We start from the raw sequence: 14,229 nt of genomic DNA, 5'->3' as shown, positions 1-14,229 counted from the left end.
TGATCGGTTCTCACTGACCCTCGCACGATGGCTCACCAACGTCTACGACGAAGACAACCCTGCCGAATCCTCCACCACTCCAGGGGACGTCACCGCCTTCTGCTCTCACCGGGATGAACTGCGTGCTGTCGTGCCTCTTGTGTGCTCAGAACGAGTCCGCGCAGATCGTGTGCGCTCGCTCTTGGGCATGGTCGTGGTTCCGCGGGTGTTTCGCAGTAGCCGCATCGCATTCAAGATCACGATGAGCACCGATCCCTCATGCACGAGCATGCCTACTGCCATCGTGACACCACCCGCGAAGACGCCGACGAGCAACACGATGACGGTGACGAGTGCAACCCAGATGTTCTGCCGCATCACGGTCACGGTGCGCTTGGCCAGTCCGATCGCCTCGGGCAGCTTCAAGAGGTTGTCGCCCATGAGCGCGATGTCGGCGGTCTCGACAGCCACGGCGGATCCGGCTGCGCCCATCGCCACCCCGATGTCGGCTGTGGCGAGCGCGGGGGCATCGTTCACGCCATCTCCCACCATCGCAACGGTGTGTCCGTCGCGTTGCAACCGCGCCACGGCGTCGAGTTTGTCTTCGGGGAGCAGCGATGCGTGGATCTCGTCGATCCCGACTGCGTGGCCGATGGCTTCGGCTACGAGCCGTGTGTCTCCCGTGAGCATCACGACTTTGTGCACACCGCTGGCGTGCAAGCGCCGGATCATCTCCGGCGCATCCTCGCGAATGGTGTCTGCGACACCGATCACTCCGAGCACCGCTTCATCGACCGCGACGATCATCGGGGTCTTGCCTGCGGTGGCGAGTTCGTTCGCCGCCGCACGTGCCCCCGCCTCGGTGGGCACACCGTATTGCGCGAGCAGCGGGGCATTGCCGATGAGCACCCTCCGGCCCTCGACGTCGGCCACGATCCCCTTCCCGACGACCGGTGTGACCGAGCCCGGGACGCCCTCGGGCGCGACCCCTTCATCTCGCGCACTGTCGAGAATCGGGCGGGCGAGTGGATGCTCGGACCCGGCCTCTGCGGCGGCAGCCCATCGCAGCACCTCCGCTCGATCCGCGGAAGGGTCGAGCACGATGATGTCGGTGAGTTCCGGGCGGCCCTCGGTGAGTGTGCCCGTCTTGTCGACCGCGACGGCCGAGATCTTGGCGGACGTCTCGAGGTATTCGCCACCCTTGATGAGAATGCCGTTGCGTGCCGAACGGCCGATGCCGGCCACGATCGCCACCGGAATCGAGATCACGAGGGCGCCGGGGCAGCCGATCACGAGCAGCGTCAGTGCAAGCACGACGTCGCCCGAGATGAGGCCGGCCGCAAGCGCCAGCACCACGACGGCCGGGGTGTACCACTTCGAGAAGCGGTCGATGAACGCCTGCGTCTTCGCTTTCGCATCCTGCGCCTCTTCGACGCGGTGGATGATGCGCGCAAGCGTCGTGTCCGCACCGATGCCCGTCGCCAACACCTGCAAGAACCCGCCCCGCGAGATCGTGCCCGCGAACACATGGTCCGATCTGGTCTTTTCCACCGGAATCGACTCACCCGTGATCGAGGCCTCGTCGATTGCTCCCGTTCCCGACACCACCTGCCCGTCGACGGGAACCTTCGCCCCGTTCTTGACGAGCACGATCTCGCCCATGCGCACCTGATGCGCTGCGACCTCGACCTGGTCTCCGTCGCGCATGACGACCGCCACGTCGGGCGCGACCGCGACGAGCTCAGCGAGCGCGGCACGGGTCTTGTTCATCGTGCCCGCCTCGAGCGCGTGACCGATCGCGAAGAGGAAGGTCACGGCGGCAGCTTCCCAGAAGTTGCCGATGAGTGTCGCGCCGATCGCCGCGATCGATACCAGCAGGTCGATGCTGATGAACTTCACCAGCAGCGCACGCACAGCCTTCACGACGATGCCGTAGCCCGCGACGACCGCGGCCGCGAGCATGAATGCGTTCGCGAGCGTGAATACGTGGCCGGAGCCGTGGGCATGCTCACCCGCGTCGATCCACCACTGCGGGCTCAGGGTCGTGTTCCAGGCGCCGCCCAGCAGATTCTCGATGCCGAACGAGACGAGGATGAGAAGACCCGAAACAGCCGGAATGAACCAGTTGCCGTACCGCCATTTACGCAGCGCGTTCACGAGTGTGCCGCCTTTCGACGCGGGGATGACATGTGTGGAAGGCTGTTCGGTCAGAACGCAGAGGCCTTCGACGTGTAGCCGGCCTTGTCGACAGCCGCGATCAGATCCTCGACCGTGCTCTTCGTCTCGTCATGGTCGATTTCCACGCGCCCCGACGCGAAGTGCACCGTCACGTTCTCGACGCCGTCGAGCCTGCCGATCTGCTTCTCGATCTTGGTGACGCACGACGGGCAGGAGAAGCCTTCCGCACGCAGAAGAGTGTGGGTGGTTTGCGTCATGTCCGTCATGATTGTTCCTCTCGCCTGGCCCCGACTCGGGGTGTGACCAGGGAATTATCCTGGTCTTCGATGCCCAGGCTACGGGGTGGGCAGAGGGTGCGCCTTGACGTCGATCAAGTCACGACGACCGGCACGCGAACCGACATGCGGAACGGAAAACGCCGCGATCCCCTCGAGGGTGGGATCGCGGCGATCGAAGAAGAGTGGGCCCCGTGGGGCTCGAACCCACGACCCGCGGATTAAAAGTCCGATGCTCTACCGACTGAGCTAGAGGCCCGTGACCTCCAGCCTACTTCGCCGACAGGCCCTTCCGCGCACGACGAAGCCGCCGGCGAGGACTCTCCAGGCGCACCGGCGGCTTCATCGCCCGGCCGCACCCACGCGGCCGGATGCTCGTCACTCAGCGGGCGGCATCAGCACCGCGTCGATGAGGTACACGGTCGCGTTCGCGGTCTGGACGCCGCCGCAGATCACGTTGGCGTCGTTGACCATCCACATGTCGCCTTCGCCCGTCACCTCGACGTCGGCGCCCTGCACGGTCGTGTGCATGCCGGCGATGTCGGCAGGTTCGATCTGGCCCGGAACCACGTGATACGTGAGGATCGACGACAGCATCTCGGAGTCGGTCTTGAGAGTCTCGATCGTTGCCGCGTCGATCATCGCGAACGCGTCGTCGACGGGCGCGAACACCGTGAACTCGTCGCCGTTGAGCGTGTCGACGAGGTCGACCTCGGGGTTGAGCTGGCCGCTGACGGCCGAGACGAGCGTCGTCAGCATGGGATTGTTGGATGCCGCCACCGCGACCGGATCCATCGACATTCCTTCGATCGACCCATCGCCGGAGGGCACGGCCTCGGCGTAATCGGCACAGCCGGGGCCGACGAGGTTGGCGGCGGGGTCCATCTCCATCGCCGGCGCGGACTCCTCCATCGTGGGCGTCGACATCTCTTCGGCCGGTTCGGCCGTGTCGCCGCCCATCGCACAACCCGACAGGGCGATCGCCGCACCGAACGCGAACGCGAGGCCCGCCGAGATCTTCTTCTTGCTGCTGAGCATGACATCCTCCATGTGTCTGATCCCGCCGCCGGTAGGCGACGTACATGAAGTGTTCGCAGCCCTGCGCGCATCGGATGGGACGAATTCCTCCGCGGCGTCTGAGTGCATTCACCCAATCCGAACGCGCACCGAGAGCGAACAAGCCCCGAACAGGGGAGAGGCATGTCGCTCATCATCATCGGTCTGCTCGGGGGACTGATCACGGGCATCTCGCCGTGCATCCTGCCGGTGCTGCCGGTCATCTTCCTCACCGGCGGCGCTCAGTCGGCGCGCTTCGACGGCGAGCCCATCCCGGCATCCCGGTGGAGGCCGTACTTCGTGATCGCGGGACTCGTCACGAGCTTCACCCTCGTGACGCTCGTCGGCTCGCTGATCCTCGGCGCGCTCGGCCTCCCGCAGGACGTCCTGCGCTGGATCGGTATCGCCGCTCTCGTGCTGATCGGCACGGGCCTGCTCGTCCCGCGGATCGAGCAGCTGCTCGAGAAGCCCTTCCAGAAGCTTGCGCGCCGCACCGAAGTGCGCAATCGCGGCAACGGGTACGGTGTCGGACTCGCCCTCGGCGCCGTCTTCGTGCCGTGCGCCGGCCCCGTGCTGGCGGCCATCATCGTCGCGGGCTCGACGGGACGGATCGGCCTCGACACCGTCGCCCTCACGATCTCGTTCGCGATCGGGGTCGCTGTGCCGCTCCTCTTCTTCGCGCTCGCCGGCCGGGGCCTGATCGAGCGCATCCGTGCCTTCCGCTCCCGTGAGCGCGGTTTGCGCATCGCGGCCGGCGTCGCGATGCTGGCGCTCGCCGTCGGCCTCGTCTTCAACGTGCCGCAGCTTTTGCAGCGACTCGTGCCCGACTACACGGCGGGCATCCAGCGCGAGCTCACCGACAACCCCGACGCGCGACGTGCACTCGACCTCGGCGGGCTCGTCACCGACGAGAACAGAGACCTCGACCGGTGCTCGAACGGCGCGACCGAACTGGAGTCGTGCGGCACGGCCCCCGGCATCCGGGGAATCGAGACCTGGCTCAACACGCCCGGCGGCGCGGCGGTCGACCTCGACGACCTGCGTGGAGAGGTCGTGCTGATCGACTTCTGGGCGTACTCGTGCATCAACTGTCAGCGCAGCATCCCTCACGTCGTCGCGTGGGACGACGCGTATCGCGACGCGGGACTGCGGGTCGTCGGCATCCACTCGCCCGAGTACGCGTTCGAGAAGGATGCCGCCAACGTTGCGGCAGGCGCAGAGGATTTCGGCATCAGCTACCCGGTCGGCCTCGACAACGACCTGTCGACGTGGACCAACTACCGCAACCGGTACTGGCCGGCCCACTACCTGATCGACGCCGAGGGAACCGTGCGCCACATCGCGTTCGGCGAGGGCAACTACGCCGCGACCGAGCAGCTCATCCGCGAGTTGCTGACCCAGGCCGATCCCGGTGCCGAACTGCCCGCGTCGACCGACGTCGAGGATGCGACGCCCGAGAGCGGCGCACTCACGCGAGAGACGTTCCTCGGCTCGTCGAAGGACGTCAACTTCGCCGGACCCGCGCCCTACCGCGCGGGCGAGGGCACGTACGGCCTGCCCGACGCGCAGCCGGCGGACTCGTTCGCGCTCGACGGCGACTGGCGGATCGAGACGCAGTACGCGACGCCCGCGACGGCTTCGGGTGGCAGCATCCGGCTGGACTTCCGAGCGAGTGATGTGCGGATGGTGCTCGCGGGCGAGGGCGAGGTGCGCGTCCGCCTCGACGGCGGGGCGGTGCGCGTCGTCGAGGTGGCGGGCACGCCGCGCTCGTATGCCGTCGTCGAGGGCGCGGACGGCGACCGAGCCGTGCTCGACCTCGAGGTGTCGGCGGGAGTGCAGGCGTACTCCTTCACCTTCGGATGACGCAACCGGGCGGGGAAGAGGCAGGTGAATGCGGCATGCTGGTGGACATGGTGATCGACGGTATCGACGTGCCCGAGGGTGGCACGGGCGCCGTGGATCGCGTCGGCGAGCTCCTGCAGCGCGTCGCCGCGGGGGACCAATCGGCCTTCGCACGGCTCTACGATCTGCTGTCGCCGCGCGTCTTCGGACTCATCGTGCGGGTGCTCGTCGACCGCGCGCAGAGCGAAGAGGTGCTGCAAGAGGTCTTCCTCGAGATCTGGCAATCCGCCGGGCGGTTCGCTCCGAACAGAGGACAAGGCAGATCGTGGGTCCTCACGATCGCACACCGCCGAGCGGTCGACCGCGTGCGAGCGTCGCAGGCGTCGAGCGATCGCGACGTGCGTGCGGGTCTGCGCGACCTCGGGGTCGCCCACGACTCGGTGGCCGAGCAGGTCGAGCTCCGGCTCGAAGGTCGACGTGTCGCGACGGCGCTCGCCGAGCTACCCGAAGCACAGCGCGAGGCGCTGATCCTGGCCTATTACGGCGGTTACTCTCAGAGCGAGATCGCGGCGCTCGTGGGAGCACCGCTCGGAACCATCAAGACGAGAATGCGCGACGGCCTGTCGCGACTGAGGATGCACCTGGGGGTGACGTCGTGAACGAGCAGGAATTCGCCGAGCTCTCGGCCGGCTACGCGCTCGGCGCCCTGTCGCGGGAGGACTTCACGGCCTTCCGAGCGGCGCTCGCGGAGCACCCCGAATGGTCTTCGATCGTGGATGCGGATGCCGCGACCGCGGCCGCCCTCGCCGGCGACACCGACACCGTGGCACCGCCGCTGACGATGCGTTCGACGCTGCTCGCGCGGATCAACGGCCTGCCGCAAGGGCTTCCGCCGCGCCCGCCCCTGCCGGTGCACCGCGCCGTCGTCGAGTCCGTCGCCGCTCCTGAGCTCGAGACGGGCCTCGGGCCGAACGTCGCGCTCGGCCCGGGGGTTGCGCTTGGACCGGGGTCTGCGCTCGGCCCGGATGTCGCACTTGGACCGGATGTCGCACTTGGACCGGATGTCGCACTTGGACCGGACGTCGCGCTCGGACCGGCGGTCGTACGCGAACCCGAGGCAGCGCCGACGACCGAGACCGACACGGTGACGTTCACCGAGACCGACGCCGACGCTGAGGCCGAGACCGGGACCGGGGTCGAGACTGAGACCGGGATCGAGACCGAGGCGGCGCCCGGCGCCGAGACTGAGACCGGGATCGAGACTGAGGCTGCGCCCGACGTCGAGACCGAGACCGGGGTCGAGACGGAGACCGGGATCGCGACCGAGGCGGCGCCCGACGCCGAGATCGAGACCCAGACCGAGGTCGTGGCGACGGCCGAAGCCGTCCCGTCGCCCGAACCGGCGCCCGCGCCCGAACCGGAGCCGGAGCCGCGCACGGACACCCTGACGTTCACCGGTCTCCTCCAGGCCGCGGGGCCCGATCGGCCGCCCGCGCGCGGCTCGGACGAGCCTCCGCCGACGACAGCTGCGATCCAGACGGTCTCGCGGCGCAACTGGACCCGTGGCCTGCTGGGTCTCGCCGCGTCGCTCGTCGTGCTCGTCGTGCTCGGCTTCGGCGCCGTGAGCATCAACGAATGGGTCAACAGGCCTCCCGCGGTCATCGCGCTCGCCGAGATCAAGGCGGCACCGGACGCCCAGTCCGCGACGGTCGACATCGTCGACGGGGGAGTCGCGACGGCGCACTGGTCGGAGTCGCTGCGAAGCGCCGTGCTCGTCACCGAGGGCCTGCCGCCCATCGAGTCCGACGACACGTTCGAACTCTGGTTCGTCCGCGAAGGCGGGGCGGCCATCTCGGCCGGGGTCTTCGACCCCGAGGGCGAACAGACCACGGTGCTCCTCACGGGAGACCTGGAAGAGGGCGACACGATCGCCGTCACCGTCGAGCAGGCCGGCGGCTCCGCGAACGGCGAGCCGACGACCGACCCGATCGTCGCGATTCCGACGGTCTGACCCTGCGACTAGCGTGGGGGCGTGGCATCCGGCGTCCTCACCATCGACACGCTCGCGCACCTGCGCCGCGCGCGAGACCTGATCGATCGTGCCTACGCCGAGCCCCTCGACGTGCCCACGATGGCCGCGCGAGCCCACATGTCTCCCGCGCACTTCTCGCGCGAGTTCAAGGCGGCCTACGGCGAGACGCCCTACGCCTACCTGATCACACGCCGCATCGAGCGGGCGATGGCGCTGCTGCGGCGAGGAACGAGCGTGACGGATGCCTGTACCGCCGTCGGCGCGACATCGCTCGGGTCGTTCAGCTCGAGCTTCACCGAGATCGTCGGCGAGACTCCGAGCGCGTATCGCGCACGCCCGCACGACGCGGCCGAGGCGATGCCGCTGTGCGTCGCGAAGATCCTCACCCGGCCCGCCCGCTACGTCTGAGGATCGAGCACGATCCGAGAAGCACCGGCGGGCGAGGGGTTCTAGCGTGGCATCCATGACAGTCCATCTCGCCTACTGCCCCATCACGGTCGACGACGTCGACGCCGCGGTGCCGTTCTATCGCGACGGTCTCGGCCTCGAGATCGTCAACGACGTCTCCTACGACGGCCACCGCTGGGTGAGCTTCGGCTTCGCCGGCCAGCCCGGTGTCGCCGTCGTCGTGTCCGATCCCACCGCAGGGCGCTCGCCCGACGACGGCGACGCCCTGCAGCGACTCGTCGTCAAGGGCTCGGGGCCGGGACCCTACGTCTTCTCGACCGACGATCTCGACGCGACATTCGAGCGCTTGCGGGCATCGGGCGCCGAAGTGCTGCAGGAGCCCATCGCCCAGGACTGGGGCCCGCGCGACTGCGCGTTCCGCGACCCCAGCGGCAACCACATCCGCATCAATCAGACCTGACCGCCCGGTGGCGCGGGTAGCGTTGATCGGGTGAGCGACGCGTCGAGGGATTTCCACAAGCCCGTGCGGCGGCCCGCCGAGCTCTTCGACCGGCTCTTCGCCGCGGAAGACCCCGCCGAGGTCTCGCGCGTCGCCCATTCGACCGCGCAGGGCCTGCTCGCGCGGGCGCGCACCGACACCTCGGGCGCCGTCGTCGACCGCCTCGTGGCGTTCACGGCGCAGCACGGGATCGACGACATCGCCGAGCTGTGGTCGAGGTCTCCCGCGAAGTCGCTGCCCGGAGCGCTGTGGCGGTTGTACCTGCTGCAGCTCATGATCCACGACGATCCCCACACGGCGGCGTTGCTGTACGACCGCGGACGGGTCGAGATCGGCTCGGCCGATCCGGTCGTCGCGGGCGCACCCGCACCGGCGGGTCCCGACGAGCTCGTCGCGCTCATCGACACGATCCTGCGCGGCCTGTTCGAGGGGGACTTCGCCGTCGCGCTCGACCGCGCGGCCGCGTTCTGCCGCGTGCACGCGTCGGGAGCGACGCACCTCGCCGACGACTACGAGCAGACCGAGCCCGAACGGGCCTCGGCCTTCACGACGCGCGCTCTGCGCCTGTCGACGTACGCCACCGACCTCGCGGCAGCCGCTGCGCTGTGGCGGCGCGACGCACTCGTCTGACGACGGCGAACCGGATGCCGGCCGAAGCGGCGCCGGAGAAGATAAGTGCCGGGCCGCAGAACGCCTCTCGGCGCGAGGCCGCTCGTAGCGGCAGAAGATGGAGCCCGGGGTTACTGCGGCCCGGCCGATCAAGTGTAACCGAGGCGCGACGAGGGGTATTCCCTGGCCGTAGGCTTCAGGGCATGACCTGGCGATTCGCGCTCGTGATCGACCCCGCGGCATCCGAAGACACCCGTGCGGACTTCTCCGCGACCTTCCGCGAGGTCGAACCATCGGCGCCCGCGCTCAGCATCGGAGAGCTCAGCACGCAGCGTGGCGACGGGGTCTTCGAATCGATCGGCGTCGTCGACGGCCACCCGCAAGAGGTCACGGCGCACCTCGAGCGCCTCGCGCACTCCGCGCACGTGTGCGACCTGCCGTACCCGAACGTCGACCAGTGGCGACAGGCGGTCGTGGTCGCCGCCGAGCACTGCCCGAGCGAAGGCGAAGCCGTCATCAAGCTCATCCTCAGTCGCGGCGTCGAGCACGGTCCCGCCCCGACCGCGTGGGTCACGGCGGCCGATGCACCCGACAACACCGGCGTCCGCGAGCGAGGTGTGCGCGTCGTGACCCTCGACCGCGGATACGACAGCAGCGTGCCCGATCGCGCTCCGTGGCTGCTGCTCGGAGCGAAGACGCTGTCGTACGCCGTCAATATGGCGGCGATCCGCGAAGCGCGCAGGCGCGGCGCCGACGACGCGATCTTCGTCACGACCGACGGGTACGTGCTCGAGGCGCCCACGGCGTCGCTCATCCTGCGGCACGGCGACCGGTTCCTCACGCCGCCCCCCAACGGATCGATCCTGCAGGGGACGACGCAGCTGAGCCTGTTCGAACACCTCGAGCGGCAGGGGTACGAGACGGGCTATGAGCTGATCGCGATGGGAGCCCTCGCCACAGCGGATGCCGCGTGGCTCGTCTCGAGCGTGCGACTCGCGGTGCCCGTGCTCGCGATCGACGCGGTCGAGTTCGAGGTCGACGGCGAGCTCACGGCGGCGTTCAACGCGTACCTGCTGTCGCCGCGGGACTGACCGGCATCTCGATACGCGCTTCGCGCTACTCGATGACCGGTGGGTGCGGTCGTGCTACGCGATGAGCGGTGGGTGCGGTCGCGCTTGGCGGTGACCGGGTGGGTGCGGGCGCGCTACGCGATGAGCGTGTGGGTGGGGCCTGGGGCTCAGCCGAAGCGGCCGGAGACGTAGTCCTCGGTGGCCTTGACCGCCGGCGTCGTGAAGATCGTGCGGGTGTCGTCGTACTCGATGAGCTTGCCGGGCTTGCCCGTGCCGGCGATGTTGAAGAACGCCGTCTTGTCCGACACGCGCGACGCCTGCTGCATGTTGTGCGTCACGATGACGACCGTGTAGTCGTTCTTCAGTTCACCGATGAGCTCCTCGATCGCATAGGTCGAGATGGGGTCCAGGGCCGAGCACGGCTCGTCCATCAAAATCACCTCGGGCGATACCGCGATCGCACGAGCGATGCACAGACGCTGCTGCTGCCCGCCCGACAGGCCCGAGCCGGGCTTCTCGAGCCGGTCCTTGACCTCGTTCCACAGGTTCGCACCGCGCAGCGCCGACTCGACGAGCGCGTCGGAATCCGACTTGGACATCCGCTTGTTGTTGAGCTTGACCCCCGCGAGCACGTTCTCCTTGATCGACATCGTGGGGAAGGGGTTCGGCCGCTGGAAGACCATGCCCACCTGGCGGCGCACGACCACGGGGTCGACGTGCGGTCCGTAGAGATCGTTGCCGTCGAGCAGGACCCGCCCTTCGACCCGGGCTCCCGGAATGACCTCGTGCATGCGGTTGAGCGTGCGCAGGAAGGTGGACTTGCCGCAGCCGGACGGGCCGATGAACGCCGTCACGCTGCGCGGCTGGATATCGATCGAGACGCCTTCGACGGCGAGGAAGTCGCTGTAGTAGACGTTGAGGTCACTGACTTCGATGCTCTTGGACACGTGGGTTCCTCAGTTGGCTTTCGGGTCGGGATGCCGCTCAGCGGCCGAACTTGGGGGCGAACCGCTTGGCGATGAGTCGCGCGAGCAGGTTGAGCACCATGACGATGATGATGAGCGTCAGAGCTCCCGCCCACGCGCGCCCGAGGGCCGCGTCGATATTGGTGCCGGGGTTGGAGAACTGCGAGTAGACGAAGACCGGCAGCGTCATCATGGGCTGATCGACCAGGTTGAGGTTCAGCGAGTTGGTGAACCCGGCGGTCAGCAGAAGCGGGGCGGTCTCGCCGATGACTCGCGCGATCGAGAGCATGATGCCCGTCGTGATCCCCGCGATCGCCGTCGGCAGCACGACCTTGGCGATCGTCAGCCACTTCGGCACGCCCAGGGCGTAGCTCGCCTCCCGCAGCTCGTTGGGCACGAGGCGCAGCATCTCCTCGCTCGAGCGCACGACGACGGGGATCATGAGCACCGTCAGCGACAGGGCGCCCATGATGCCCATGTAGCGTCCGGGGCCGATGATCAGCGTGAACAGCGCGACGATGAACAGGCCCGCGACGATCGACGGGATGCCGGTCATCACATCGACGAAGAACGTGATGGCCTTCGCGAGCCGGCCTCGGCCGTACTCGACGAGATAGATCGAGGTGAGCAGACCGATCGGCACCGAGATGACGGTCGCGGCGAGCGTGACCAGGAGCGTGCCCCAGATCGCGTGCAGGCCGCCGCCGCCTTCACCGACGACGTTGCGCATCGTCCAGGAGAAGAACGTGGGATCGAAGCGCTGGATGCCGTTGACGACGACCGTGAACAGCAGCGAGATGAGGGGGATGAGCGCGATCGCGAAGGCCAGGCTCACCAGGATGGTCGCGAGCCGGTCGACGGCGCGGCGGCGGCTTTCGACGATGCTCGACATCACGATGACGATGATCGCGAACAGGACGAAGCCGACGAAGAGCGCCGCGGCGATGTTGAAGTCGCCGACGTCCTCGCCGATGTTCAGGATGGCGAAGAAGACGAACGACAGTGCCATCGTGACGGCCAGTGCCGTCCACGGCAGCCACTTGGGGAGCTGACCGGCGGTCAGCGTGTTGATCGTCGCGGGTGCCGTCGCACGGACGGTGGTCATGGGCGCGGCCATCAGTTCGCTCCTGAGAACTCGGCCCGGCGGCTGACGATCCAGCGCGCGGCGGCGTTGACGGCGAACGTGACGATGAACAGCACGAGACCCGTGGCGATGAGGGCGCTCACGCCCGTGCCGTGCGCTTCGGGGAACTTCAGCGCGATGTTCGCGGGGATCGGCGTCGGGTTCGTCGCGGTGAGCAGTTCGAAGCTGATGACGCCGGACGCCGAGAGGACCATCGTGACGGCCATCGTCTCGCCGAGTGCGCGCCCGAGCGCGAGCATGGCGGCCGAGACCATGCCGCCGCGTGCGAACGGGAAGACGGCCATGCGGATCATCTCCCAGCGCGTCGACCCGAGCGCCAGCGCGGCCTCTTCGTGGAGCTTCGGCGTCTGCAGGAAGACTTCGCGGCAGATCGCGGTCATGATCGGGAGGATCATGACCGCGAGGACCAGCGCGGCGGTCAGGATCGTTCGTCCGGTCGCCGACGCCTGGCCGCTGAACAGCGGGATCCAGCCGAGGTTGGCGTTGAGCCAGACGTAGAAGGGCTGGATGAACCCCGAGAAGGTGAGTGCTCCCCACAGGCCGAACACGACCGAGGGGATCGCGGCGAGAAGGTCGATGATGTATCCCAGCACCGACGCGATGCGACGCGGCGCGTAGTGCGAGATGAACAGCGCGATGCCGATCGCGACCGGGGCGGCGAAGATCAGCGCGAGAACGGACGACCACAGGGTTCCGAAGACGAGCGGAGCGACGTACTCCACGAAGCTCCGGCCACGCAGGATCGAGTTCTCCGCGGGATCCTCGGTCAGGGCCGGGAGGCTCTGGATGAACAGGAAGACCGTGACCGCGGCGAGCACGGCCAGGATGATGATGCCGGCGCCGAGTGCGGTCCCGGAGAAGACGGCGTCGCCCAGCCTGCGCCGGGGGCGCGGCGTGCCCGTCCGGGTGGCTGGGGGTTTGGTTGCGGTGGTCATCGTCTCCTCATCGCGCAACGGGCTGTCGGGGGATGGTCGGGTCGGGGCCGACCCAGGCGATGCCCCAGCCGCCGTATGACGGCGACTGGGGCATCGTTGCGGTGTGCAGTTGTGGTCAGCCGATCAGGTCGATCGCGGCGGTCAGCCGGTCGCGCAGCGAGTCGGAGATCGGAGCGGACCCCGCGGCATCCGCGGCGATGTCCTGGCCCTCAGCGCTCGTGACGAACGTGAAGTACTCCCGGACGAGGTCGGCCGTGGCCGCGTCGTCGTACGACTGGCACGCGATCAGGTAGCTCACGAGCGCGATCGGGTAGGAACCTGCCGGCGCCGTGGCGGGGTCGACCTCGAAGACGAGGTCACCGTCTCCGCGACCCTCCGCGAGAGGCGAGGAGTCGACGAGCGCGGCAGCGGCCTCCGACGAGTACGGGACGAACTCGCCCGACACGCCGACGGCGATCGTGCCGAGACCGTCCGCCTGCGATGCGTCGGCGTAGCCGATCGTGCCGTTTCCGTTCGTGACGGCGGCGACGACGCCCGACGTGCCCTGAGCGGCCTCGCCCGAGTTGAGCGGCCATTCGTCCGACGCCTCGTGCGGCCACGCGTCGGGCGCGACGGCCTCGAGGTAGGACGTGAACGTCTCGCTCGTGCCCGACGGGTCCGAACGGTGGACGGGCGAGATCGCCAGGTCCGGCAGCTCGACGTCGGGGTTGTCCGCCGCGATCTCCGGGTCGTTCCAGTTCGTGATCTGCTCGTTGAAGATGCCGCCCATGACCTCGGGGGTCATGTTGAGCGAATCGACGCCATCGAGGTTGAAGATGATGGCGACGGGGGAGATGTAGACGGGGACCTCGACGATGTCGTCCGTCGTGCAGGTGCCGTTGCCGGCCCATCCGCCCGCAGAGATCTCATCGTCGTTGTATGCGCGGTCCGAGCCGATGAAATCGCTCGCACCCTCGAGGAAGTTGTCGCGGCCGACGCCCGAACCCGTGGCCTGGTAGTTGATGGTGACGTCGGAGTTCGCCGTCTGGAACGAGGCGATCCAGGCCTGCTCTGCGGCATCCTGCGACGAAGCGCCCGTGGCGTTCAGCGTGCCGGTGAGCGACGAGCCGCCCTCGGACGCGGTCGAGTCACCGCCGGTGGCGGGCTCGTTTGCTGCGCAGCCGGTGAGGGCGAGGGCCGCGACTGCGGCGACAGCGCCCACCTGGGCGATGCGGGAGATCTTCACTGTGTGAATCCT

General features: G+C 68.4%; 14 protein-coding genes and 1 tRNA gene. 7 read left to right on the top strand and 8 right to left on the bottom strand.

Features of this window, described 5'->3' with window-relative positions; translation table 11 throughout:
• Window positions 1-105: 105 nt before the first annotated feature.
• The 4 genes from ACWICD_RS13080 to ACWICD_RS13065 all read right to left on the bottom strand — a co-directional run bounded on the left by ACWICD_RS13080 (window position 106) and on the right by ACWICD_RS13065 (window position 3,470).
• Entirely contained in the window at window positions 106-2,136 is a 2,031-nt protein-coding gene (locus tag ACWICD_RS13080) for a heavy metal translocating P-type ATPase (RefSeq protein ID WP_376128570.1), read from the bottom strand.
• Between the two features lie 50 nt (window positions 2,137-2,186).
• A complete protein-coding gene (locus tag ACWICD_RS13075) occupies window positions 2,187-2,423 on the bottom strand; it encodes a heavy-metal-associated domain-containing protein (protein WP_376128572.1) in 237 nt (78 codons plus the stop codon).
• A gap of 195 nt (window positions 2,424-2,618) precedes the next feature.
• A tRNA-Lys gene (locus ACWICD_RS13070) sits at window positions 2,619-2,691 on the bottom strand.
• Between the two features lie 119 nt (window positions 2,692-2,810).
• Window positions 2,811-3,470: a fasciclin domain-containing protein gene (locus ACWICD_RS13065; RefSeq protein WP_376128574.1), complete on the bottom strand. Its 660-nt coding sequence runs from the start codon at window positions 3,468-3,470 to the stop codon at window positions 2,811-2,813.
• 162 nt (window positions 3,471-3,632) lie between these two features.
• Between ACWICD_RS13065 and ACWICD_RS13060 the strand changes: the two genes are divergently transcribed.
• From ACWICD_RS13060 to ACWICD_RS13030, 7 genes are all read left to right on the top strand, one after another.
• On the top strand, window positions 3,633-5,351 hold the full coding sequence (locus ACWICD_RS13060; RefSeq protein WP_454140420.1) for a cytochrome c biogenesis protein CcdA: 1,719 nt from the start codon (window positions 3,633-3,635) through the stop codon (window positions 5,349-5,351).
• A gap of 35 nt (window positions 5,352-5,386) precedes the next feature.
• Complete coding sequence (sigK, locus tag ACWICD_RS13055) at window positions 5,387-5,989, top strand: ECF RNA polymerase sigma factor SigK (protein ID WP_376128578.1); 603 nt, start codon at window positions 5,387-5,389, stop codon at window positions 5,987-5,989.
• On the top strand, window positions 5,986-7,341 hold the full coding sequence (locus ACWICD_RS13050; protein ID WP_454140419.1) for an anti-sigma factor: 1,356 nt from the start codon (window positions 5,986-5,988) through the stop codon (window positions 7,339-7,341). The genes sigK and ACWICD_RS13050 overlap by 4 nt, the downstream gene beginning before the upstream one ends.
• Window positions 7,342-7,362: 21 nt before the next feature.
• Window positions 7,363-7,770, top strand: coding sequence for a helix-turn-helix transcriptional regulator (locus ACWICD_RS13045; protein WP_454140418.1), 408 nt, complete (start codon window positions 7,363-7,365; stop codon window positions 7,768-7,770).
• 55 nt (window positions 7,771-7,825) lie between these two features.
• On the top strand, window positions 7,826-8,230 hold the full coding sequence (locus ACWICD_RS13040; RefSeq protein WP_376128584.1) for a VOC family protein: 405 nt from the start codon (window positions 7,826-7,828) through the stop codon (window positions 8,228-8,230).
• Between the two features lie 30 nt (window positions 8,231-8,260).
• Window positions 8,261-8,899: a DNA-directed RNA polymerase subunit beta gene (locus tag ACWICD_RS13035; RefSeq protein WP_454140417.1), complete on the top strand. Its 639-nt coding sequence runs from the start codon at window positions 8,261-8,263 to the stop codon at window positions 8,897-8,899.
• A 182-nt stretch (window positions 8,900-9,081) separates the two neighbouring features.
• Window positions 9,082-9,969 carry an aminodeoxychorismate lyase gene (locus ACWICD_RS13030; RefSeq protein ID WP_454140416.1) on the top strand — a complete coding sequence of 296 codons (888 nt, stop codon included), beginning with the start codon at window positions 9,082-9,084 and terminating at the stop codon, window positions 9,967-9,969.
• Window positions 9,970-10,115: 146 nt separating this feature from the next.
• Here the strand turns inward: ACWICD_RS13030 and pstB are convergent, their stop codons facing one another.
• The 4 genes from pstB to ACWICD_RS13010 all read right to left on the bottom strand — a co-directional run bounded on the left by pstB (window position 10,116) and on the right by ACWICD_RS13010 (window position 14,217).
• On the bottom strand, window positions 10,116-10,895 hold the full coding sequence (pstB, locus tag ACWICD_RS13025; protein ID WP_376128589.1) for a phosphate ABC transporter ATP-binding protein PstB: 780 nt from the start codon (window positions 10,893-10,895) through the stop codon (window positions 10,116-10,118).
• Between the two features lie 37 nt (window positions 10,896-10,932).
• A complete protein-coding gene (gene pstA / locus ACWICD_RS13020) occupies window positions 10,933-12,018 on the bottom strand; it encodes a phosphate ABC transporter permease PstA (RefSeq protein ID WP_454140421.1) in 1,086 nt (361 codons plus the stop codon).
• An 11-nt stretch (window positions 12,019-12,029) separates the two neighbouring features.
• A complete protein-coding gene (gene pstC, locus ACWICD_RS13015) occupies window positions 12,030-12,992 on the bottom strand; it encodes a phosphate ABC transporter permease subunit PstC (protein WP_454140415.1) in 963 nt (320 codons plus the stop codon).
• Between the two features lie 115 nt (window positions 12,993-13,107).
• Window positions 13,108-14,217, bottom strand: coding sequence for a phosphate ABC transporter substrate-binding protein PstS (locus ACWICD_RS13010; RefSeq protein WP_454140414.1), 1,110 nt, complete (start codon window positions 14,215-14,217; stop codon window positions 13,108-13,110).
• Between the last annotated feature and the right edge of the window lie 12 nt (window positions 14,218-14,229).

The sequence above is a fragment of the Microbacterium sp. NPDC055357 genome (assembly GCF_053644835.1).
The sequence above is the reverse complement of the archived record's forward strand: the minus strand, read 5'-3'. Positions and strand labels throughout refer to the sequence as shown.